We start from the raw sequence: 21,417 nt of genomic DNA, 5'->3' as shown, positions 1-21,417 counted from the left end.
TTCTGTCTTCCCATTCTCCTGACGACGGAAATTTTGCTTCATCCGTTCCCACATTCATTCATCCTCCTCACAAGCTGAATTATGTGTACAGTCTGCAAGACCACCTTATTCATACTTATTGAACAAAGGACAAACTTAGAACCAGAAACGACTATAAAGCCATCTATTCATGCAAATAAAAAAGGAGCCGTAACGGCTCCCTAAGCAAATCAAGGATGTCCCAAGGACATTTCAGACTCAGAACTTATAACTACACCTACTAATTGAGCTCTCTGCGGCCTTCTAGCGCTTTGGACAGGGTGACCTCGTCGGCATACTCCAAATCCCCGCCCACAGGCAAACCGTGAGCAATACGAGTAACCTTGATTTCAAAAGGACGCACTAGCCGTGAAATGTACATAGCCGTGGCCTCTCCTTCAATGTTCGGATTCGTAGCCAGAATCAACTCCTTGACGCGTTCATCACTGAGCCTGGTCAGCAACTCCTTGAGTTTGATATCCTCAGGACCAATCCCCTCCATCGGAGAGATTGCCCCGTGAAGTACATGGTACAAACCATCAAACTCCTTGGTACGCTCCATAGCCACCAAATCCTTGGCATCCTGAACAACACAAATGACGGAAGCATCCCTCGTCTTGTCCTGACAGATCCGACAAGGGTCCGTGTCCGTAATATTGCCGCAGACTGAACAAAAGTGAAGATTTCGTTTTACATTGACCAGCGCTTTGGCGAAATCAATCACATCATCTTCCTTCATTTTCAGTACGTGAAAAGCCAACCGGGCAGCTGTTTTTGGGCCTACTCCCGGCAGGCGCGTAAAAGCATCAATCAGCTTTGCAATCGGCTCGGGATAATGCAATAGCGTGTTTCTCCTTTATGAGTAGACTAGAACAAGCCCGGAATTTTCATACCACCTGTAAATTTACCCATATCATCATTAGCCAGTTCATCCGCTTTGGACAAAGCATCATTGACTGCAGTGAGTACGAGGTCTTGCAGCATTTCTACATCATCAGGATCTACAGCTTCCGGTTTGATTGTGATGGACAACACTTTTTTATGTCCACTTACCTCTACAGTTACCACACCGCCACCAGAAGAACCTTCGATTACTTTCCCACCAAGCTCCTCTTGGGCTTTCAGCATTTGTTCCTGCATTTTTTTCACTTGCTTCATCATTTGGTTCATATTGTTCATTTCAATCATCTCCTTTAATGAAGTATACATCTACATTTCATTATTCTTTAATGACTACCAGGTCTTCCCCGAACAGCTGAATCGCTTCATCAATCCAGGGCTCCTTGGACTTTCCCGGCGCATCATGCTCCGGCTCCAGTTGCAATTCTTCGGCAGGCTGGTCAGAAACTCCTTCAATCGCAGCATTCCAATCCTTTTGCATCATCGTTACCAAACGATAAGGATGACCCAACTGCTCATGCAAAACCTTCTCGATGACCTGCTTATTGGCAGGCTTTTCGGTAGTTTCACGATGAATGTTGTTTTTAAACGCGACCAGCACACTGTCCTCTAACACAGAAACCGGCTCACCATCCATAAACCAAGCATGAACCGTAACTTTCGCCTCTTTTACCCCTTGCAAAATCTGGCTCCACTTGCGCCCCACCGCTGCGAATGCTTCGCTTGACTTCTCAGCGATATAGCGATCCAACTGAGAAGGAAGTTTAGCTGGCGCTGAAAGACGTGGAGCAGGGGCACGACCACCAGAAGCCTGGCGACCGCCTGAAGATGCCTCCTGACCCGCTCCAGCGGCCAAGCCACCTTGCATTGCACGTTCCAGCTTCTTTTCCAGCTCAGCAAGCTGGCGCTTTAACACGGCCACTTCTTCCTGACCAGCAGCAGCACCAGAGCGCTGTACAGTCGGCTGAGCAGCAGTTCCCGCTTCCCCCGGAATGCTGCATAACTTCAGTAGAGCTACCTCAAATAAAGTTTGGGGCTGAACGGCATATTTCATCTCACCTTGATAACGATTAAGGGTGTCGATCATTGCAAAGAGCTGCTCCTTGGTAAAAGCATCTGCCACTTCCTTAAACTGCTCCGGATTCTGCACTCGCTCTGTCATTTTGGTCGCCTGCGGCACCATCTTGATCATTAGCAGATCTCGGAAATAGTACAGAAGATTCTCCATACACTTATCCGCACTTTTACCTTCCTGCATAAAGTTCTCGATCAATTGGAGCACTGTGCCCACATCTTCTTTCAGTAATGCCAAGGCCAATTTACCGAATTGCTCGGATGCGATCCCGCCCGTCATATCCAGCACCTGCTGATACGTAACCCGGCCATCAGTAAACGAGGATATCTGATCCAAAACGCTAACCGCATCTCGCATCCCGCCATCTGAAAGACGTGCAATATATTGCAGTGCATCCAAATCAGCCAGGATGTTCTCCTGTTGACATATCAGGTCAAGCCGCTCTGTCTGCTCCTCCAGCGATACTCGCCGAAAGTCAAAACGCTGGCAACGTGAAATAATTGTCGCGGGAATCCGATGCGGCTCTGTCGTAGCCAATATAAACATTACGTGTGGCGGCGGCTCTTCCAGCGTCTTGAGCAGCGCATTGAACGCTTCCGTCGTCAGCATGTGCACTTCATCAATGATATAAACCTTGTGCCGCACTTCTGTGGGCGCATATTTGACTTTATCGCGCAAATCACGAATCTCTTCAACACCCCGGTTAGAGGCTGCGTCAATCTCCTGCACATCCATGACCGCTCCGGCCGTGATCCGTTTACAGGCTTCGCATTCGTTGCAAGGTTCCGGCGCAGGTCCATGCTCACAGTTGATTGCCTTGGCCAAAATTTTGGCCGCACTGGTCTTACCCGTTCCTCGCGGACCACTGAACAGGTAGGCATGGGACGTGCGATTTTCGCGGATGGCATTCTGCAATGTCTGGATAATATGCTGTTGTCCTACCATGTCCTTGAAAGCCTGCGGCCGCCAAGCACGGTACAACGCTATATGTTCCAATGCGCGTTCCCTCTTTCCCATTCACTTTCATGACCATTTATGGTCACTTCATTATACTATACTCCCGTCCGAATCTAAACCAGACACATTTCAAATTATAAGCACAAAAAAACACCTTCGCATAATCGCCAAGATGTTTCAATCCCTAAGTATATACCGTGCACCTGTTATTGATCGTTGTGATCCGAGCGGCAACCCTGAGCAACAACTCGGGCTAGGCAACCCTCCGGCACAAGAGTGGACTTGCTTATGGCTGCTTCCTTCCGGACCTGACCAGGTTCACAAGTACTCATTGCGGAGGACCCAACCGTCAACATTGTGCGCAGGGACCAGCCTCACATCAACAACACCTCTAACAGGAATTCAACCTCGCTATAGCGGATTGCGAGTTACAGGGCACCGCTACCTCCCCATCTAGCACGGTGAAAATAAGTATATCTCATGGTTGCACAAAATGCAAATAGCAAATAACGACAAAAAGAGCCTCCTGCAATTGCAGAAGGCTCTAATAACTTTATCTCTTGCGGCAACTTATTACATACCGTATTTCTTTTTGAAACGATCCACACGTCCACCAGCATCAATAAACTTCTGCTTACCTGTGAAGAACGGATGGCAAGCGGAGCAAATCTCCACACGCAGAGATTCTTTTACAGAACCAGTTTCAAACGTATTCCCGCAAGCGCAAGTAACATTAGTTACGTTATACTTCGGTTGAATAGCCTGTTGCATTAACTTTCACCTCTTTCCGCCCTGAACGTCCTATCAGCCCAGAGTTGTATGAACACATGTTCAAATTATAGCACTTGAATATAAGTGTTTCAACATCTTTTTAGCACACAAAACAGTGTAAGATCAGTGTGTTTCAAATAACTCCCGACCGTTTAGGTTCTGGCAAATTTGGGACGTGCTAGCCCTTGCGGCGGCACATGAGTGTAAGAACCGATAACCACATCCGGCAGTTCCTCACGATAAATCTCAAGCATTTGCTTCATACCAAGTATCTCCCCTTGAGCCGGTGGAATCAACTCCAGATAGCTTTCAGGATCAATATTCAGATTACGCATTTGAATCAGCTTGAGCTTAGTGCGTTTGGCAAATTCAATCATTGCCTCAATTTCTTCCTCCCGGTCTGTTACACCCGGGAAAATCAAATAGTTGATGGACGTATACACTCCCTGATCGGACGCATAACGGAGTGACTTTTCCACATTAGCCAGCGTGTATCCGCGCGGCTTGTAATACGCATTGTAATGGTCGTCCAATGCACTAATTGTGCTTACTCGCATGAGATCAAGACCCGCATCCACAATTCCCCGGATATGATCATTCAATCCCGCATTGGTGTTGATATTAATATATCCCATATCTGTAACGGAACGTACTTCTTTGATCGCATCAATAATCAGTTTGGCTTGAGTGGAGGGCTCACCTTCACAACCTTGCCCAAAACTGATGATAGACTCAGGTGTCTTCAAATGTTCCAACATAACTTCTACAATCTCTTCCACGCGGGGACGGAAGTTCATTCTTGTCTGAGGAGATACAAAACCACTGTCATCCGGCTGTTCAGATATACAACCAAAGCAGCCCGCATTACAAGAATAAGATACCGGAACTCCCCCCTCCCAGCGATTCAGGAACGTATTCGAGGAAGTAAGGCATTCGTACCCCAGCGCACAGTTAGACAAATGCTGGTACAGCCTATTTTCGGGATACTGCTCTGTCATCCGCTGAACTCCCAATTTAACTTGATTGCGGTCACAGTTTTCGGGATTCCATTTGGAAGGACTGTCACTCTGCTCTGCTGTTACATAAAACGCCCCATCTTTCCAGACAACGGCTGAATAACCGAACAAGGGGAGTTTATACTCCTTGTCCGTCTTCACATATCCCGGCAGACACAGGCGTGTAAAGCCTTGCGGTAACAAAGCCCCTACTGCCTGCATATTTCCCGGAAGAGAGACCATTTCCCCTGTTTCAGGGTTCATACCGACCGGGCGGGTGCTGGGCAGGCTTACCAGTGTGGCTCCTTCCGGCAACGGAATAAGCTCATCCTCCATGATTTCAACAATCATGTCTGCACTACGGGCAAGCCCATACAAAGAAGCATGATCATATACATTGCCTTTTTCGTCGGCATACACCAAATACATTATGGAGCTCCTTTCGTTCCATTAAACGCGCCATTAACAAATGAATAGTAATGGCTGTCTACTTACGGAACAGATAAAATACATGGTTTGGGTTTAATTGGTTGTGGCGGGAACCGACGCTGTGGTAGAACGCGTAGTTCTTCGTTGTTGGCCACCAGAGCTACCTTGCGAGCCGCTGGAAGAAGGTGCTGTCAAATCAAACGAGGCTAAAAACTCAGCGTTAGTTTTGCTGTTACGCAGTTTTTTGAGGAAGCCTTCCACAAAGTCATGGCTTTCCGTCATATTTTTACGAATAGCCCAGATCGTATCTAATTCTTCCTTGTTCAACAGCACTTCCTCACGACGTGTACCGGAACGACGAATATCAATCGCAGGAAAGATACGACGTTCTGCCAGTTTGCGGTCCAAATGCAGCTCCATGTTGCCTGTACCTTTGAACTCTTCGTAAATAATATCGTCCATACGAGATCCTGTATCAATCAGCGCTGTGGCAAGAATCGTCAAGCTACCGCCTTCCTCCACATTCCGAGCTGCGCCAAAAAAGCGTTTTGGACGGTGAAATGCTGCCGGATCAATACCCCCACTCAAAGTACGACCAGAAGGAGGGATGACGAGATTGTACGCACGAGCCAACCGTGTAATGCTATCCAACAGGATGACAACATCCTTTTTATGTTCTACGAGACGCAGTGCACGCTCCAACACCAGTTCTGCCACTTTGATGTGATTTTCAGGAAGTTCATCAAATGTAGAGGCCACAACTTCACCTTTGACAGAACGCTGCATGTCAGTCACTTCTTCAGGGCGTTCATCAATCAACAAGACAAATAGCTCAATCTCGGGATTGTTGGTAGAAATGCTATTGGCAATTTCTTTGAGGAGAAGCGTCTTCCCAGCTTTGGGAGGTGCCACAATAAGTCCGCGCTGTCCAAGTCCGACAGGGGCCAGTACATCCATAATTCTCGTAGACAAATGGTTGGGGGAAGTTTCAAGGACTAATTTGGTTTGCGGATACAGTGGAGTCAGTGCAGGAAAATGTAGCCGCTCAGCAGCTTGCTCAGGACTTCTTCCATTGACGGCGTTAACTTGAAGCAATCCAAAATACCGTTCATTTTCTTTCGGCGTTCGGCATTTACCGGAAACGAGATCGCCCGTTCTCAGGTCAAACTTGCGGATTTGTGAAGCAGAGATGTAAATATCTTCGGTACTCGGGAGATAGTTGATCGGCCTCAGAAAGCCGTAACCTTCAGGAAGTATTTCCAGAACACCCTGCATAAACATTAATCCACTCTTCTCAGCTTGTGCGCGCAGGATGGCGAAAATTAATTCTTTCTTCTTGAGCGTTCCGTAGTACGGGATCTGGTATTGCTTGGCCAGCTTGTACAGGTCGGTCAGCTTCATTTCTTCCAGATCGGAAATTTGCAGATCCATATAATAACCACCTATTCAATTATTAAGTCCATTCATACAATTAAATGATAGACAATGATATCATAAACACCATCAACATAATTTTAACCAAAACAAATAAAGTTATGCAGCCAGCTGCCTGAATTATACCGAATTATTCCGGTTTTTTGATAAAAGATTGTTAGGTATGGACCAAATCTTATACCAAGCAGCGGCTGCATAGGCGTTACCCGTTATTCCGCTTTGGTTACAGTAAATTCAAACAAAGTACATGGCTTAATTACTCAGTCTGCCGCCACACATCTGCGCCTAAAAGACGCAGGTTCGAAACGAGATGATCATAACCACGGTCAATATACTCGACACCTGCCACCTCGGTTACCCCTTCGCTTACTGTAAGTCCAGCAATGACAAGGGCCGCTCCGGCGCGCAGATCTGCAGCCTTCACTTTAGCCGCATTCAGTTGACCACCTTCAATAATGGCAGACCGACCCTCTACGCGAATTTTAGCCCCCATTCGCACCAGTTCAGGGACGTGCTTAAAACGATTGCTGTACACAAAATCGCTCAATACACTGACACCCTGAGCTTGGGTTAGCAAGCTGGTCATGGGAGATTGTAAATCTGTGGGGAAGCCGGGGTATACCAAGGCTTTAACATCGACATGCCCATAGGAAGGTGCACCCAGTACGCGAATACTTTCATCATATTCCTCGATGCCGATGCCCATTTCCTGCATTTTGGCAGTGAGAGCCTCCATATGTTTGGGGATTACATTGTCAATCAATACATTTCCACGGGTTGCCGCAGCAGCAATCATATAAGTGCCTGCTTGTATACGGTCAGGTATGATGGAATGACGGCAACCATGCAGCTCCGACACACCTTCAATACGAATTGTCTCCGTACCAGCGCCTTTAATAATCGCCCCCATGGAGTTTAACAGAGTTGCTACATCTATAATCTCAGGCTCTTTAGCCGCATTTTCGATAGTTGTGGCGCCTTTGGCACGTGCGGCCGCCAGCATAATATTAATGGTTGCTCCTACGCTGCTGACATCCAAATAAATCTTGGTGCCGCGCAGTTCTTTGGCGTGCAAATGAATAGCGCCGTGCTCGTTCGTAACCGTGGCACCCAGCGCTTCAAAACCTTTGATATGCTGATCAATGGGCCGGGGTTCAAAATTACATCCTCCTGGCAAACCGATGATCGCTTCCTTGAATCTGCCCAGCATGGCCCCCATCATATAATAAGAGGCTCGTAATTTCTTAACAGGTCCATTCGGCATAGGAATGGATTTAATGGAGGAAGGGTCTATCTTCATCTGGCTACCTTCCCAGGTAACCTTTGCGCCAAGCTCCTCCAATATTTCGGAATACACCGCCACATCACTGAGCAGCGGCAAATTATCCAAAATGACTTCCGACTCTGCCAGAATGGCTGCGGGAATCAAGGCGATGGCACTGTTTTTGGCACCGCTGATGGAAACTGTACCCTGAAGCGGCCGTCCACCGGTGATCATCAATTTTTCCATAAGCTTGAGGGTCCCCCTACGTGTTTTGCAGTCGGTCAAACAATGAACTGAAACCATAAACTTTCAACTTTTTAAGTGGTTAAAATGGAAAGACACCGGCTAAGCGGTGTGCTTTCCATACCACACTATTCAACTGTACAGATTTAAATATTTTGTGCAGCATAATTACAGCTACAACGAAGAAATGCATCCAGTCTATGCAGAGGCATGACTAGTTGGAAATTATTACGCTTTGTTGTTGGAGCCGAACTCACGGATTTTACCGATAACTGTTTGTTTGATTGCTTCACGACCTGGTTGGATGAATGTACGTGGATCGTAAGCATCTGGTTTTGCAGCAAGCACTTCACGAACCACTTTCGCAAATGCGATTTGGTTTTCAGTGTTTACGTTGATTTTGGAAGTACCCAGGGAAATGGATTTTTGGATGTCATGTGTAGGGATACCTGTTCCGCCATGAAGAACGAGTGGCAGTTTCACAGCATCGCGAATTTCTTCCATTTCTTTAAAGCCCAGGTTTGGTTCACCTTTGTATGGTCCATGAACAGAACCCAGTGCAGGAGCCAGTGTATCGATGCCTGTTTCTTTAACGATACGTACACAATCATCCAGCTTAGCGTACATTACGTCACCTACAACATCATCTTCTTGACCGCCAACCATTCCAACTTCAGCTTCAACGGAAACGCCTTTGGAATGTGCATATTCAACAACTTTCTTCGTTGTTTCGATATTTTTCTCGATTGGGCTGTGGGAATCGTCAATCATAACAGATGTGAAACCAGCGTCGATTGCTTCTTTACATTTGTCAAAGCTAGAACCGTGGTCCAAGTGAATTGCAACTGGAACCGTAATTTTCATGTCATGAATAAGACCTTCTACCATTTTAACAACAGTGTAGAATCCGCCCATGTGACGTGCTGCGCCTTCAGAAACACCCAAGATTACTGGGGATTTTTCTTCTTCAGCAGCGCCCAAGATAGCTTGAGTCCACTCCAGGTTATTAATATTGAATTGACCTACTGCATATTTTCCTTCGAGTGCTTTGTTCAACATGTCTTTCATAGATACCAATGGCATGGTTACAGTCCTCCTAAAGGTGTTTGGGTTTGTCTATATTTTTAGCCGACATCACATACGGGCTTATTATACCACAACCCATGTTAAATACTAAACAAGCTTTTGCATATCAACACATACAAAAATCACGCTCAGGACGCCGTTTTTCCATAGAATTGTATAAGGAGAGGATTTACTTTCAGTATTTCCCATAATCACAAACAAAAAACCCTGTTTTGTTAACAGAGTTCTCAACCAAAATGACTTCCCTAGTCACCTCTGAGTTGTTTGTTCACGGCGATCCGCATTTCATCAATATCAAAGGGCTTGGTAAAATGCATAAGTGCACCTAGCTCCGTCGCCTCTTTAATCATGTCCAGTTCTCCATACGCTGTCATCATAATAACCTTGATGTCGGGATTCATGCTTTTTAGGTGCTTCAGAATTTCAAGTCCGTCCATACCTGGAATTTTCATATCGAGCAGAACCAGATCAGGTGGTTCCTTCTCAACAATCTCAAGAGCAATTTTCCCGTTCGCTGCCTGAAAGGTCTCATAACCCTCACTTCCGAACACTTCCATCAGTAAAATCCGTATTCCATTCTGGTCATCGACGATTAATACTTTTTTCTTTTCCAATGTTTTAACCTCCTAAGATCTTAAAACGAGGATCATGCAGCTATTGCCATAACAGCGTCCGATGACGTACAATATCCGTCCCATACCTAAAACTATATTCGCTCCTGCAAAAAGAAAATCCTGCTCTTATACATAATTGTGGAATATTCTTTCATAATCAGGAAGCATGGGATAAAAAAAGACCTCCCAAAGGAGGTCTTTCAAGCTGCAGCATTAACCTTGAAGCTGCAATGCCGCTTTTACAAATTCACGGAACAAAGGCTGTGGACGATTCGGACGGGAAGTAAATTCTGGATGGAATTGTACCGCCAGGAACCATGGATGCTCAGGAAGCTCGACAATTTCCACCAAACGTCCATCCGGTGAAGTACCAGAAATACGAAGACCTGCTTTTTCAATAACTTCACGATATTCGTTATTGAATTCGTACCGATGACGATGTCTCTCGTACACCAGCTCGTCGTTGTAGCAAGCCTCTGCCAGGGAACCTTCCACCAGTTTACATGGATACAGGCCAAGACGCATGGTACCGCCCAAATCTTCGATGTCTTTTTGGTCAGGAAGCAAGTCAATGACAGGATAATCGGTAGCCGGGTTAATTTCCGAGCTGTTGGCTCCTTCGAGACCAGCCAGGGAACGAGCAACCTCAATAACAGATACCTGCATACCTAGGCAAATACCGAAGAACGGAATTTTTTGCTCCCGTGCATAACGAATGGTGCTGATTTTGCCTTCAATTCCGCGATCGCCGAAGCCACCTGGTACGAGAATACCGCCAATGCCGCCCAGCATGTCAGCTACGTTCTCGTCCGTTACTTCTTCAGCGTTCACCCAGCGGATTTTTACGTCTGCATTCGCATCAAATCCAGCGTGAGAAAGTGACTCAACAACACTTAAGTATGCATCATGTAGCGCAACATATTTACCAACAATAGCAATTTCAACCGTTTTGTCCAACTTGCTGATTCGATCAACTAACCCTTCCCATTCGGTCATATCCGGTGCAGGTGTTGTCAGCTTCAGGTGGTTAACTACGATTTCGTCCAAACCTTCTTCACGTAGGTTCAACGGAACCTCGTAGAGAGTCGAAGCATCGCGGCATTCTACCACTGCATTCGCATCAATATCGCAGAACAATGCAATTTTAGCCTTCATATCGGAGGACAATTCATGCTCTGTACGGCAAACAATGACATTCGGTTGAATGCCGATGCTGCGCAGTTCTTTCACACTGTGCTGAGTTGGTTTGGTTTTAACCTCACCAGCAGCTTTAATATAAGGAATGAGCGTTACGTGAATGTACATCACATTTTCGCGCCCAACTTCACTTTTAAGCTGACGAATGGCTTCCAAAAATGGCAAGCTTTCAATATCGCCTACAGTACCGCCGATTTCCGTAATAATGACATCCGAACCCGCTTCACGGCCTGCACGGTACACGCGCTCCTTGATTTCGTTCGTAATATGAGGGATAACCTGTACGGTACCGCCCAAATATTCTCCGCGACGCTCTTTGCTGATCACGCTGGAATATACCTTGCCTGTTGTGACATTGCTGTTCTTGGACAGATTAATATCAATAAAGCGCTCATAGTGTCCCAAGTCGAGATCCGTTTCCGCACCATCATCCGTTACAAACACTTCACCGTGCTGGTAAGGGCTCATGGTACCTGGATCGACATTCAGGTAAGGATCAAATTTTTGAATCGTTACCTTCAGTCCCCTGTTCTTCAAAAGCCTCCCCAGTGAAGCTGCCGTAATCCCTTTGCCCAAGGAAGACACAACCCCGCCTGTCACAAAAATATACTTCGTCACTGTTCAAAACCCTCCTAGATAAGATGCAAAAATTCAGGCGACATTATGATGTTATCGTAACCCGTTTGCACGGATTATCATCCATGAAGAAGGCAGCGGTTATATTTTCCAATCCGCCGCCCTTAGCCCTCTTTCATGAGTGAAAACACCCCTATAAAAAACAAAAAAGCACTCCCGTAGTACGGGGCACTTTTATACAAAAAGCAAACATATAAGTGAATCAATCATAAGCCCAAGCAATAGTTTACCCCGTGTCCAATCCGCTGTCAAGGAAGTTATCTGTGTTAATTTGTCCTTTGAACCTGATTGGAATAAATCTATCTGAAAGCTATAAATCAGCAGGGGTTTCAAGAAAACGGTCATGAAAAAGGGGAGAGCGTATCTCCCCTTGCAACCTGTTCCTAACGAAGTGAATCGTCGTCGTCTTCGATCGACTCATCGTCATTTTCATCATCTGTATCTTCCTCATCACTGAGGTCTTCATCGTCAATAACTACGTCATCGTCACTATCATCGTCATCTTCTCCGTCGAACAGCTCGTCTTCGCCATCCTCGTCTTCGCTATCTGCATCGAAGTCGTCATCGGAGTTGTATGTTTCTTCTTCCTCATGATAGTCATCTTCGTCGTCATCGTCTTCATCGTTAATGATACGAGGACGCTTGGCGCCTGTCAGGGCATCTTCGGATTTATCTACCGGATACCAACGTTTCAAGCCCCACAGATTCGTACCGACACAGGCAAAACGCCCGTCAATGTTGATTTCAGTATATAGCTGAGCAATAACGTCATTAATTTCTTCGTCGGACAAGCCGCGCAATTTGGCGACTTCATTCATCAGGTCACGGTAATAATATGGAGTATTGGCTGCTTTCAATACCATAAATGCCAAATCCACCATTGGAGTCTCGTGGACTTTCTCCGGGTCAATCTTCAAGTTGAGTGGTGTACTCACCTAGGGACACTTCCTCTCACACGTAATTCACAAGAACATGTTTCAGAGCATACACGATACATGCAATACTAACATATCCATTATCAAAACTAAGTAAAACCTATTTGGAAGCAAATTGCAAGTTAAACATGGGTATCGTCATAATTTCCAAGAATATCCCTCTGCACAAGACGGCACACGTAAAAAGACGGGGTTCCCCCCGCCTCCGACTGTACCCGCTCCGGGAGAGGCCTCCCAAAGTTGTTGCACAAGAGCTTATGCCCTCCATGTATCGTATGTGTCCATAGCTACTTTGACACGACAAGCAGGCCTATTTCCATAAAAAAGGGGCAAGTTTCCCATGCCGTAGCTGACGCTTGCTCATACAATACCTCAGCATGGCTCATCGGAGGGGGACCGTCTCAAATGGACTATCCGGATTTTTTGCAGCGTTTGCATGAGGGTATTTCGGAGCCGTCCGGCAGTGGACGGAACAAACAGATTATCACGTTCGATAAGCCTCACCAATACCGGGAATGCCTGTCCTATCTCAGGAAGCTGAAACCTGAGCTTGCGGGATTACGGCAAGTACAACCGGCTAGGCTAATCCGTGCTCTCATCGCTCCGCTTTCAGGGGGAGACAGGCTGGGCAAATATCACCACGGTGTTACCGTTGAAGAAGATACCCGCATAAAGGTTCACGCAGAAACGGCTTATATACCGAAAGCAGAGAAAAGCATTTCTATGCCATGGGGAGTCAAACAGGTACGTGCATACAAGGCTTGGCCTTCCTCGACAGGGAATCGGGTCAGAATCGGTGTGATCGACACAGGAGCGGATTTTCATCATCCTGATCTTCGCCATTCCCTTGCCAGAGGTATCAATTTGTTGAACCGGACCATGCTACCCTATGACGACAACGGCCATGGCACTCATATTGCAGGAACCATCGCGGCATCCAACTATGACGAAGGTATGGTTGGCGTAGCACCACGGGCTTTAATTCATCCTGTAAAAGCATTTGATCATAATGGAGCCGCCTATGTCTCTGACATCATTCTTGGTATCGACTGGTGTGTATTAAATCGTGTCGATATTATTAATATGAGCTTTGGTATGAAGTCGCGTAGCAAGGCACTGCTTGATATGGTGAATAAAGCATATCATAACGGCATTGTAATCGTAGCTTCCTCGGGAAATGAGGGTAAGCGTCGAAGTATTGACTATCCGGCCCGCTATTCCCAGACGATTTCAGTCGGAGCTACCGACAAATACAGACGTATCGCTCCTTTTAGCAATCGGGGGCAATTCGTAGACGTGTACGCACCTGGTGAGAAGATCAGATCCTCCTGGATTCATGGAAAGCATCATGAAATGAGCGGCACCTCTATGGCTACTTCCCATGTGACCGGGAGCATCGCACTTCTCCTTTCACTGAGACCGGAACTGGAGCCCGGAGAAATTAAAGCGCTGCTTAAGCGCACTGCCACACCGCTACGCCTTCGTAAAAGTGCTGGACGCACTTCCATCTCCACCAAGCTTGGAGAAGTGGATGCCTTCCGATTGATGCAAGAGGGCACAAAGTGAACCACGATCTGATGAATACTAAACCTCTATCGTTGCACCTGGCTCCAAAGAGTGAACTTCTCTGGCAGGACCTCCATGTTCATTATTTCCTTCTCTTATTAACTCATCTCGTACAAGGTCGGTCTGCAATTTGGGTGCATGAACGAGTACAACCTGTTTGCTAGGCATCTCCTTCAGCATTTGCCGTACATCCGATAATCCCTGGTGCACCTTGTAAATCAAATGCCGAGCTATACAGATGTCATTGGCGTCTGCACGTTCCAACAGATGTTTACCAAAAGAACCATTGGAAGCATGCCCGGTCAATATCACACTGTTCCTAATATCCTCCCCGCTATCCACATCGATCAGCATACTGCGGTGATCCGACAGATATTGATAATACCAACGCGCCTGCGGGGAATCCATCATGCCGTCTCTTGTTACGATAATAGTGGCCGTGTTCCGTTCCAGCAGACTTATCCGTCCCGCAGTATCACGAGGCACAAACACCCTGTCACTGTTCAACACATGTTTTATTCGCGTGGAAGCTCCCGGACGTAGCCACTCTTTCCATCGATTTAACTGTTTCAATCCGTGCCACAGGTCAGGCTCTATAATTATTGCTTGTTCAGGAAATTGCTCGCTGGCCCATACGATCAATTCCTGTCCTCTGCCAAAGGCAGGCACTGGCAACAACACATGGCCGCCAGACAATAATACCTGCTCCATCTCGACCCTCAGCCGCTCCAGCTTAACAGGCTGCGGGTCTATATCCATACCATAAGCATTGTCCATGATTGATATGTCCACTAGATTAGACTTTGGCTTGCATCCAGGAAGGTCATCTACCCCCTCTCCCATACACAAGTCCGGTGCATCGGCAGCAAGAAGCTCAGATTCACGGCTATAGTCTCCAGAAAAGAACAGCCGCTTCCCTTCCATTTCTACGATATACCACACTGCACCAGCCAAATGTCCACTGCGTCCCCACATCATTCTCACACCCGGACAAGCTTCATGCCACACTCCTGACGGCGTTTCGTCTTCTAGATAGCGATAGGTAATAGATTGGATATCTTGTTCACTGTAGGGCAATTCGCCGTCTCTCGATTCAACATAAGTTTGCCAGGAGCGAAAATAGGATCCCAGCTGCTCAGCGGTAGCCTTGGTCGTCCAGACCTCTCCCCGATATCCATACTTGTACAGTAAGGGGAGCGCCATGGAATGATCCTCATGTGCATGAGACAGCAAAACAGTAGTTAGCTCCTTCACCTTCTGTGGCGGAAAAACCGGATATTGCCCGGTTCCTTCCTTTTTTACGCCACAATCCAGCATGATACGATGCTGCTTTCCTTCAAAAACATAACAGGAGCGGCCATGTTCGCCCGCTCCACCCCAAATCCTAAGCTTGGTCATCATCATTTCCACTTTCTCCGCGAGTTTAAGCTTTCCATTAAGATCAGTAGCAATGTGGTCAAACCAACCGATATAACAGCCATCGCCATGCCAAGCGACACCTGTCCCTGCTCAAACTGGGCAAATATATAGGTTGCAGACGTCTGGACGGATGGCGGTAAAATCAGCAACGATCCTACCAGCTCCCGTGAAGCAATGGTAAAGGTCATCATCCAACCAGCGAGCATCCCCGGTCCAATCAGCGGCAGTACAATCCGGCGGAATATGTAAGACGGACGCCCGCCGAATACCTGTCCCGCCTGAAAAAGACCAGTGTCCACCTGTGTAAAGGCGCTTTTGACATACTGCACCGTATAAGGAACAAACAAAATAACATACGTCAGAATGACCATGCCATATGTGTTATACAATGGAATGGGCATCCACGGCGAATTCCACCACAAAATCAGACCCACCACCATAACAATTCCCGGCACTGTATTCGGAAGTAAACTGAATGCATCAACTGTCCGTTGGATTTTCGTGCGTGATCCACCGATAACAAGCGCAAACCAGGTGCCCAGCACCACAGCAAGCGTCGATGCACCCAAAGAGAGAAATACACTGTTCAGTAGCGCTTCCATGCTTTCTGAACCCCACGACAGCAGTTCCTTGTAATAGTCGAGTGTAAGGTTGTTCCATGCCAATCCGATTCCCCGCAGCTTCATGGAGGAGGCCGCAATAATTGAAAAGTAAGGGATGCCAATAGCTGCGATGAGCAGCAATAGGATGAACATGACACTCAGTGCTGTAGTCCAGCTGGATACACGAAGACGGGAAGGACGGGAACCTTTACCCCCTACCAGTCTGTATGTGAACTTTCGGTTGATCACCGATTGCACATACCACATAAGCAGGCAGGCCGTTAACAGCACCGAGGCCATGGACGTCGCTTTGCCAAAATCGATGGGCCAGCTGGAAATATATTTGTGAATTTCAGAAGTCATAACCTCATACCCGATACGTCTCCCAAAGGTAGCGGGTGTGCCAAACTCGGCAATCGTTTTAACGAAAATGAGCAGCGCACCCATTCCGTATGCCGATAGCAGCAGCGGTAAAATGATTTGACGGAACCTGTACAGAAAGCCTCCGCCCATGACAGCACCCGCCTCTTCCAGACTGCCGCCAATCCTCACCAGCGCCCCGCGTAACAGCAGGTACAGGAATGGAAACAGATGCAGGCTCATGATCATCACCATGCCGCCAAGGCTGAAGAAGGAAGCCGTTAAGAAATGCATATCCGGGAGCAACTGCTCCATATACCCGTTTTTTTGCATAAACAGGATCCATCCCATGGAACCGATATAGGGCGGAGTCATAAACGGAATCAGCAGCACGACATCCAACCAGCGCCAGTGTGCGAGTCGGGTGTTGGACATGATCCAGGCTAGCGGAAGTGCAAGGACGGTCGTTCCTGCGATCACACAGATGCCTAGCCAGATCGAGTTGAATAGCACTCCTGCAAATTGAGAAGCAGCTAACGTTCGAAAAGGCGCAGCCCATTGAAATGTCCCATCAACATACACACTTTGAATGAAGATTTGCAGCAACGGCAGTACAATTAGGATAAAAAGCGCGATCAGAGCAAGTGTCAGGGACCATCCCCTGATGTGTTTAACAGACAAACCTCCCATCGGCTTATTTGAACATTTGCGTGAACTTTTCCGTCACGTCTGATCCGTGTTCACCCATCCATTCCCAGTTGGTTTTCAGCAATGGGATTTCGTCGAGGTTTGCACGCTTGTCAGCTTTGATATCCGTGCGTCCAGGGAGTAGGGAAGCATCTGCTACTAGTTTCTGTGCTTCGTCTGACAACAGATAGTCAATGAACGCTTTAGCATTTTGCTCATGCTGTGTGGACTTGAGGATTGCGGCAGGACGCGGGCTAATGACCGTTCCCTCTGTCGGATAGACGATGTCTATCGGCTCGCCTTTGGCTTTAGCCTTGTAGGTCATGTAATCGACCGCAGCGACGACTACACCTTTAGCCCCCGTAATCACTGGATCCAGCGCTTCCTGATTGGCACCGGCCATGGCCACACCGTTAGCCTTGTACCGCTCAAACAACGTCCAGCCTCCATCGCCCTTGGCGCTCAGATAGCCTGTCATAAAATCCAACGCTGAGCCAGACAGCGATGGATCGGGAATGTTAACCTGATCCTTGTACTCAGGCTTCGCCAAATCGGCCCATGAAGTAGGTGGCGTTTTCACTAACTTCGTGTTAAATGCAATACCCAAAGCAGAAGCACTTGTGCTGAAATAGTGACCCTCCTTATCAGACCAATCCGGGTTTAGCTTGTCCGCATTTTTAGCGTCCGGATAGGGGAGTGTGAGTCCTTCCTTTTTCAAGCCTTGTACAGACGGAAGCGATGCCAGCACAACCACGTCTGCTACCGGATTCGTTTTCTCCGCTTCCATGCGGGCTAAAATCTTACCTGTCGTTCCCTGGAATAACTCTACCTTAACTCCACTCTGCGCCTCATACCCCGCTACCAGCTTTTTCGCCAGTCCATCCGGGCCTGCGCTGTAAACAACCAGCTTCTGATCGGTGGACGCCGCTGCGCCCGCTGGTTTTGCTGATCCATCGGCTTGTGCCCCATCCTTCGATGTCGTAGCCGTTCCGCAGCCTGCCACAGCCAGTCCAAAAGTCAATGTTAAAGCAAGCATAGCCCCTTTTTTCCATCCTGTACGAAAAACACGCCTATTCATCATCTTATATAACCCCTTTTCCCTATGTTTCAAGTTGGTGGATGTATTGCGGTGATACCCAAATATGCATTTGTTCGCCTATGGGCAAGCGGGTGGAGTGATAGGCAGTCCATTGCTCGCCGTTTTCGGCTACTAGACGGATTTCATAGCGATCGCCAACATAGCTGACATGCAGGATCTCTACTGTAAAAGTGTGCTGATCCGCTTGCTCCTGGTCCCATCGGACATGTTCAGGTCGAAATAGTGTCCGTTCCAACTCGATCCAGTTGGATTTGCCGATAAAGCTTGCCACCTCTGGATGAGACGGACAACCATAGATCACCTCTGGTGTTCCGGTCTGCAAAATATGTCCACTTTTCATAACCACTACTTCATCAGACATGGACATGGCCTCGATCTGATCATGAGTGACATATAAGGCGGTCAGCCCCAGATCGCGCACAAGTGATATCATCTCAATGCGCATCTCCTCCCGAAGTACGGCATCCAGTGCACTGAGTGGCTCGTCGAACAAAACCAGTCGAGGCCGGATAGCAACTGCTCTTGCAAAAGCAACCCGCTGCTGCTGACCACCGGACAGCTGATGGGGATAGCGATCCTCCATCCCTGACAACCTCACCTTATCGAGCGCCTCCAGCACCACTGCCCGCAGTTCCTTGCCTTGAGCGCTAACAGCCCCTTTTCCCCGCTTGCTCGCTCGCAAGCCGAAGGCCACATTTTCAAACACCGTCATATGCGGCCACAGCGCAAAATCCTGAAAGACCATACCAAAGTGGCGGAGATGTGCGGGAACATCCTTTTTGCGTTCAGCTGAAAAGAGAATTTCCTCTCCCATCGTGATTGTGCCGGTATCTGGTGTCTCCAGACCAGCAATCAAGCGCAAGAGCGTCGTCTTCCCACAACCGGACGGTCCAAGCAGTGTGGTGAACTTGCCCTGTCGTACGACCAGATTCGTCTCATGCAACGCGGTGGTATGGCCGAAGGTTTTACTTAATCCGCGAATATATAGATCCTGATTCATCGCATTACCTGCCTGTTCTTGTGACTGACCCCAGTGTAAAACTTGAATTCGCAACCTGTGTTATTGGGAAGTTAAAACAAAATTAATTATTTCAATGAATTGTGTTAACACTCATAGATTTAATCTATATAGAGGCGGTTGATGCTGTTGCCCAGAGAATAAGCATGATTGTTTGACTTAACTGAAAGCGAGGCATTCTAAGTGAACTTAAGTCTTCTAAAGTTACATATTGTAGAGCTGCTGAACAAGCACCATAAAATTACCACCGTAGCCGAGGTTCTCGGCCTAAAGCAACCCACTGTTACTTTTCATATGAAAAATCTGGAGCGTGAGTTTGGAGTAAAGCTATTTGATACACGTATGGGCAAAATCATCCTGACGGATGCCGGAAATGCGCTGCTGCACTATGCTACCAAGATTAATGCACTTGCGGCTGAGGCTGAGCGGGTTGTCCGTGAGTTCGATACGCTCCAACGAGGGAGTATACGGATTGGCGCAAGCTATGTACCTGCCACCTATCTGCTTCCTGCCGTGCTGCATCGGTTTGCCCGCGAGCATCCGGGCATTCACATTGCCTTGTCCGTGAAAACAGCGCCCGTGATCAAGGACATGCTCGCTCGCCACGAAATTGACCTCGGCATTATTTCGGCAGAGCCGTTTCAATCCCCAACGCTGCTCTCAGAATCCTTGGGAGAAGATGAACTGGTGCTCATCTGCTCACCCACTCATCCGCTCGCTAACGAAACCGATTTAACACCCGAGCGCATCGCTTCTTCCTCTTTTGTGTTGCATGGGAAGGATTCCAGCACACGCCACGTGACTGACAAATGGCTGGAGCGCGGAAGGCGCCGACTTCCATCCTATCTGGAATTGGATTCACTGGAAGCTATCAAACAGGCGGTTATGCTGGGAGAACACATCTCCTTTGTCTCTCGCCTTGCTGTTCAATCAGAGGTTGAGCGGGGTTTACTGATCATAAGACCTATTCCGGGACAGCCTGTTGAGCGGCATATTTATATGGTCAGCAACAAAGATCGTCATCGCTCCGCGCTGATTCACAGATTCACTAAATATTTATGATGGAACCAAGATTAAATCTTAGCTGTCATATAAAAATTATGGTATTTTTTAACCAGAATACCATCTTAGCTTGACATACGACTGACAAATCACCCGTAAAGTGAAGCGTGTAACCTATTCGGACGAACAGGAGAGGATGAAATGAAAACAAGCCTGCGTATCACTAAATTCATGTCAGTAGTAACTCTGAGTGCAGTGCTGCTCGCAACAGGATGGAAAGGTGCAGAGCCCGTACAAGCCGCTGCCAATGCCACACCAAGCTATGAGGTAAAGCTGCTGCTGGATACAGCTCAGGTCCTCAATGCGGATGGCTCTTTAAAAAGCGGTATTGTAAATGAGTTCGGAATCAGTGAAGATGCGCAACGATTAAGCGTCGAGTATTTTGATACAGACTCCTTGCAATTGAATGACGAGGGCTGGAACGTTAGATTTCGCAAAAAAGAGGACAAAAAAAATTATGAGTTAACCTACAAAAAGCGATATACGATCACAAACGGGAATATCGACGCAGCACTTACCCAAGCGAATAAAGAAGGCTTCAGTGCCTCTGATGATAATTATGAGGCTGAGGTGGATTGGGGATACAGCAAGCAGACATTAAGCTTTTCCAATGACAAGAAAACGAACGCCTCCAAAGGATTAGCTCTGCCTTCCCCGGATCAGGCATTAAAACAATTGCAGGACAATCTTCCGGGCAAGCTGCAAAACTGGAAAAGCAGCAACTGGGGCAAACATACCTTGGCAAACTCCAGAGTACGCGGTCCTGTACAGGTCAACAAATATAAGGGCAGCTTTCAGGGCTTGGATACTGACGTTGAAGTATGGCCTATTCGCAGCGCCAACGGATCGGGTACCGACAATATCATCGAAATCTCCTTCAAAACTTCGGATTACAATACTGCCGCAAGCAACCGCACCAAGCTGATGAATCTGCTACAATCCAAAGGATGGCTGATTCCTGCCGATTCCCTGAAAACGAATCTGGTACTGGAACGCTATTAAGCTACTCAAACTTATTGTATTCAAACCAAAAAAAGGAACCGAACGAGC

The 21,417-nt window shown here is 47.4% G+C and carries 19 protein-coding genes and 1 other RNA gene (1 of these 20 cut by a window edge); 3 read left to right on the top strand and 17 right to left on the bottom strand.

Going from position 1 to position 21,417, the window contains the following annotated elements:
* From ACH59B_RS00720 to rpoE, 13 genes are all read right to left on the bottom strand, one after another.
* Nucleotides 1–54, bottom strand: the start of a protein-coding gene (locus tag ACH59B_RS00720) for a DUF2508 family protein (protein WP_016818581.1). It extends 258 nt beyond the left edge of the window; the window shows 54 of its 312 coding nt (coding positions 1–54); it begins with the start codon at nt 52–54; its stop codon lies off the left edge, out of view.
* 205 nt (nt 55–259) lie between these two features.
* Nucleotides 260–859: a recombination mediator RecR gene (gene recR / locus ACH59B_RS00715; protein ID WP_016818580.1), complete on the bottom strand. Its 600-nt coding sequence runs from the start codon at nt 857–859 to the stop codon at nt 260–262.
* A gap of 26 nt (nt 860–885) precedes the next feature.
* A complete protein-coding gene (locus tag ACH59B_RS00710; protein ID WP_013368784.1) occupies nt 886–1,197 on the bottom strand; it encodes a YbaB/EbfC family nucleoid-associated protein in 312 nt (103 codons plus the stop codon).
* Nucleotides 1,198–1,237: 40 nt separating this feature from the next.
* On the bottom strand, nt 1,238–2,989 hold the full coding sequence (dnaX, locus tag ACH59B_RS00705; protein WP_404303096.1) for a DNA polymerase III subunit gamma/tau: 1,752 nt from the start codon (nt 2,987–2,989) through the stop codon (nt 1,238–1,240).
* A 156-nt stretch (nt 2,990–3,145) separates the two neighbouring features.
* Nucleotides 3,146–3,412, bottom strand: an RNA gene (ffs, locus tag ACH59B_RS00700) — signal recognition particle sRNA large type.
* Nucleotides 3,413–3,523: 111 nt separating this feature from the next.
* Nucleotides 3,524–3,721: a 50S ribosomal protein L31 gene (gene rpmE, locus ACH59B_RS00695; RefSeq protein ID WP_016818578.1), complete on the bottom strand. Its 198-nt coding sequence runs from the start codon at nt 3,719–3,721 to the stop codon at nt 3,524–3,526.
* Nucleotides 3,722–3,873: 152 nt separating this feature from the next.
* Nucleotides 3,874–5,145 carry a radical SAM protein gene (locus tag ACH59B_RS00690; protein ID WP_019685780.1) on the bottom strand — a complete coding sequence of 424 codons (1,272 nt, stop codon included), beginning with the start codon at nt 5,143–5,145 and terminating at the stop codon, nt 3,874–3,876.
* Nucleotides 5,146–5,238: 93 nt separating this feature from the next.
* Nucleotides 5,239–6,576 (bottom strand): transcription termination factor Rho, encoded by a 1,338-nt coding sequence (rho, locus tag ACH59B_RS00685; RefSeq protein WP_019685779.1) that lies wholly within the window; start codon nt 6,574–6,576, stop codon nt 5,239–5,241.
* 259 nt (nt 6,577–6,835) lie between these two features.
* Nucleotides 6,836–8,089, bottom strand: coding sequence for a UDP-N-acetylglucosamine 1-carboxyvinyltransferase (locus ACH59B_RS00680; RefSeq protein ID WP_016818575.1), 1,254 nt, complete (start codon nt 8,087–8,089; stop codon nt 6,836–6,838).
* 225 nt (nt 8,090–8,314) lie between these two features.
* Entirely contained in the window at nt 8,315–9,169 is an 855-nt protein-coding gene (gene fba / locus ACH59B_RS00675) for a class II fructose-1,6-bisphosphate aldolase (RefSeq protein ID WP_123796625.1), read from the bottom strand.
* A gap of 248 nt (nt 9,170–9,417) precedes the next feature.
* On the bottom strand, nt 9,418–9,786 hold the full coding sequence (locus ACH59B_RS00670) for a response regulator (RefSeq protein WP_014599366.1): 369 nt from the start codon (nt 9,784–9,786) through the stop codon (nt 9,418–9,420).
* A gap of 213 nt (nt 9,787–9,999) precedes the next feature.
* Complete coding sequence (locus ACH59B_RS00665; protein ID WP_016818572.1) at nt 10,000–11,601, bottom strand: CTP synthase; 1,602 nt, start codon at nt 11,599–11,601, stop codon at nt 10,000–10,002.
* Nucleotides 11,602–12,002: 401 nt separating this feature from the next.
* A complete protein-coding gene (gene rpoE / locus ACH59B_RS00660) occupies nt 12,003–12,554 on the bottom strand; it encodes a DNA-directed RNA polymerase subunit delta (RefSeq protein WP_013368770.1) in 552 nt (183 codons plus the stop codon).
* Nucleotides 12,555–12,959: 405 nt separating this feature from the next.
* On the opposite strand from rpoE, the gene ACH59B_RS00655 reads away from it, so the two are divergent.
* On the top strand, nt 12,960–14,120 hold the full coding sequence (locus tag ACH59B_RS00655) for a S8 family peptidase (RefSeq protein WP_019685778.1): 1,161 nt from the start codon (nt 12,960–12,962) through the stop codon (nt 14,118–14,120).
* Between the two features lie 18 nt (nt 14,121–14,138).
* On the opposite strand, the gene ACH59B_RS00650 is transcribed toward ACH59B_RS00655, so the two are convergent.
* From ACH59B_RS00650 to ACH59B_RS00635, 4 genes are read right to left on the bottom strand one after another with little or no spacing between them, the layout of a single operon-like run.
* Nucleotides 14,139–15,524 carry an MBL fold metallo-hydrolase gene (locus tag ACH59B_RS00650; RefSeq protein ID WP_019685777.1) on the bottom strand — a complete coding sequence of 462 codons (1,386 nt, stop codon included), beginning with the start codon at nt 15,522–15,524 and terminating at the stop codon, nt 14,139–14,141.
* Complete coding sequence (locus tag ACH59B_RS00645) at nt 15,521–17,191, bottom strand: iron ABC transporter permease (RefSeq protein WP_123796623.1); 1,671 nt, start codon at nt 17,189–17,191, stop codon at nt 15,521–15,523. The genes ACH59B_RS00650 and ACH59B_RS00645 overlap by 4 nt, the downstream gene beginning before the upstream one ends.
* A gap of 4 nt (nt 17,192–17,195) precedes the next feature.
* The gene (locus tag ACH59B_RS00640) at nt 17,196–18,269 is read right to left on the bottom strand and encodes an ABC transporter substrate-binding protein (RefSeq protein ID WP_016818567.1); all 1,074 of its coding nucleotides are present in this window, start codon (nt 18,267–18,269) and stop codon (nt 17,196–17,198) included.
* Between the two features lie 19 nt (nt 18,270–18,288).
* Nucleotides 18,289–19,287 (bottom strand): ABC transporter ATP-binding protein, encoded by a 999-nt coding sequence (locus ACH59B_RS00635; RefSeq protein WP_404303089.1) that lies wholly within the window; start codon nt 19,285–19,287, stop codon nt 18,289–18,291.
* Between the two features lie 201 nt (nt 19,288–19,488).
* Here ACH59B_RS00635 and ACH59B_RS00630 point away from each other — a divergent pair, with 201 nt between their 5' ends.
* Both ACH59B_RS00630 and ACH59B_RS00625 read left to right on the top strand, forming a co-directional pair.
* Complete coding sequence (locus ACH59B_RS00630) at nt 19,489–20,367, top strand: LysR family transcriptional regulator (protein ID WP_019685773.1); 879 nt, start codon at nt 19,489–19,491, stop codon at nt 20,365–20,367.
* A gap of 141 nt (nt 20,368–20,508) precedes the next feature.
* Complete coding sequence (locus ACH59B_RS00625; RefSeq protein WP_019685772.1) at nt 20,509–21,369, top strand: hypothetical protein; 861 nt, start codon at nt 20,509–20,511, stop codon at nt 21,367–21,369.
* The last annotated feature ends 48 nt before the right edge of the window (nt 21,370–21,417 follow it).

Origin of the sequence: Paenibacillus sp. DP01 (genome assembly GCF_044784315.1) — a bacterium.
GTDB lineage: Bacteria > Bacillota > Bacilli > Paenibacillales > Paenibacillaceae > Paenibacillus > Paenibacillus polymyxa.
The sequence above is the reverse complement of the archived record's forward strand: the minus strand, read 5'-3'. Positions and strand labels throughout refer to the sequence as shown.

What these genes read in the sequence shown, in the direction of transcription:
- ACH59B_RS00710 (WP_013368784.1), bottom strand. Translation starts at nt 1,197, where the DNA reads ATGAACAATATGAACCAAATGATGAAGCAAGTGAAAAAAATGCAGGAA.
- rpmE (WP_016818578.1), bottom strand. Translation starts at nt 3,721, where the DNA reads ATGCAACAGGCTATTCAACCGAAGTATAACGTAACTAATGTTACTTGC.
- ACH59B_RS00690 (WP_019685780.1), bottom strand. Translation starts at nt 5,145, where the DNA reads ATGTATTTGGTGTATGCCGACGAAAAAGGCAATGTATATGATCATGCT.
- rho (WP_019685779.1), bottom strand. Translation starts at nt 6,576, where the DNA reads ATGGATCTGCAAATTTCCGATCTGGAAGAAATGAAGCTGACCGACCTG.
- ACH59B_RS00680 (WP_016818575.1), bottom strand. Translation starts at nt 8,089, where the DNA reads ATGGAAAAATTGATGATCACCGGTGGACGGCCGCTTCAGGGTACAGTT.
- fba (WP_123796625.1), bottom strand. Translation starts at nt 9,169, where the DNA reads ATGCCATTGGTATCTATGAAAGACATGTTGAACAAAGCACTCGAAGGA.
- ACH59B_RS00655 (WP_019685778.1), top strand. Translation starts at nt 12,960, where the DNA reads ATGGACTATCCGGATTTTTTGCAGCGTTTGCATGAGGGTATTTCGGAG.
- ACH59B_RS00650 (WP_019685777.1), bottom strand. Translation starts at nt 15,524, where the DNA reads ATGATGATGACCAAGCTTAGGATTTGGGGTGGAGCGGGCGAACATGGC.
- ACH59B_RS00645 (WP_123796623.1), bottom strand. Translation starts at nt 17,191, where the DNA reads ATGGGAGGTTTGTCTGTTAAACACATCAGGGGATGGTCCCTGACACTT.
- ACH59B_RS00640 (WP_016818567.1), bottom strand. Translation starts at nt 18,269, where the DNA reads ATGATGAATAGGCGTGTTTTTCGTACAGGATGGAAAAAAGGGGCTATG.
- ACH59B_RS00635 (WP_404303089.1), bottom strand. Translation starts at nt 19,287, where the DNA reads ATGAATCAGGATCTATATATTCGCGGATTAAGTAAAACCTTCGGCCAT.
- ACH59B_RS00625 (WP_019685772.1), top strand. Translation starts at nt 20,509, where the DNA reads ATGAAAACAAGCCTGCGTATCACTAAATTCATGTCAGTAGTAACTCTG.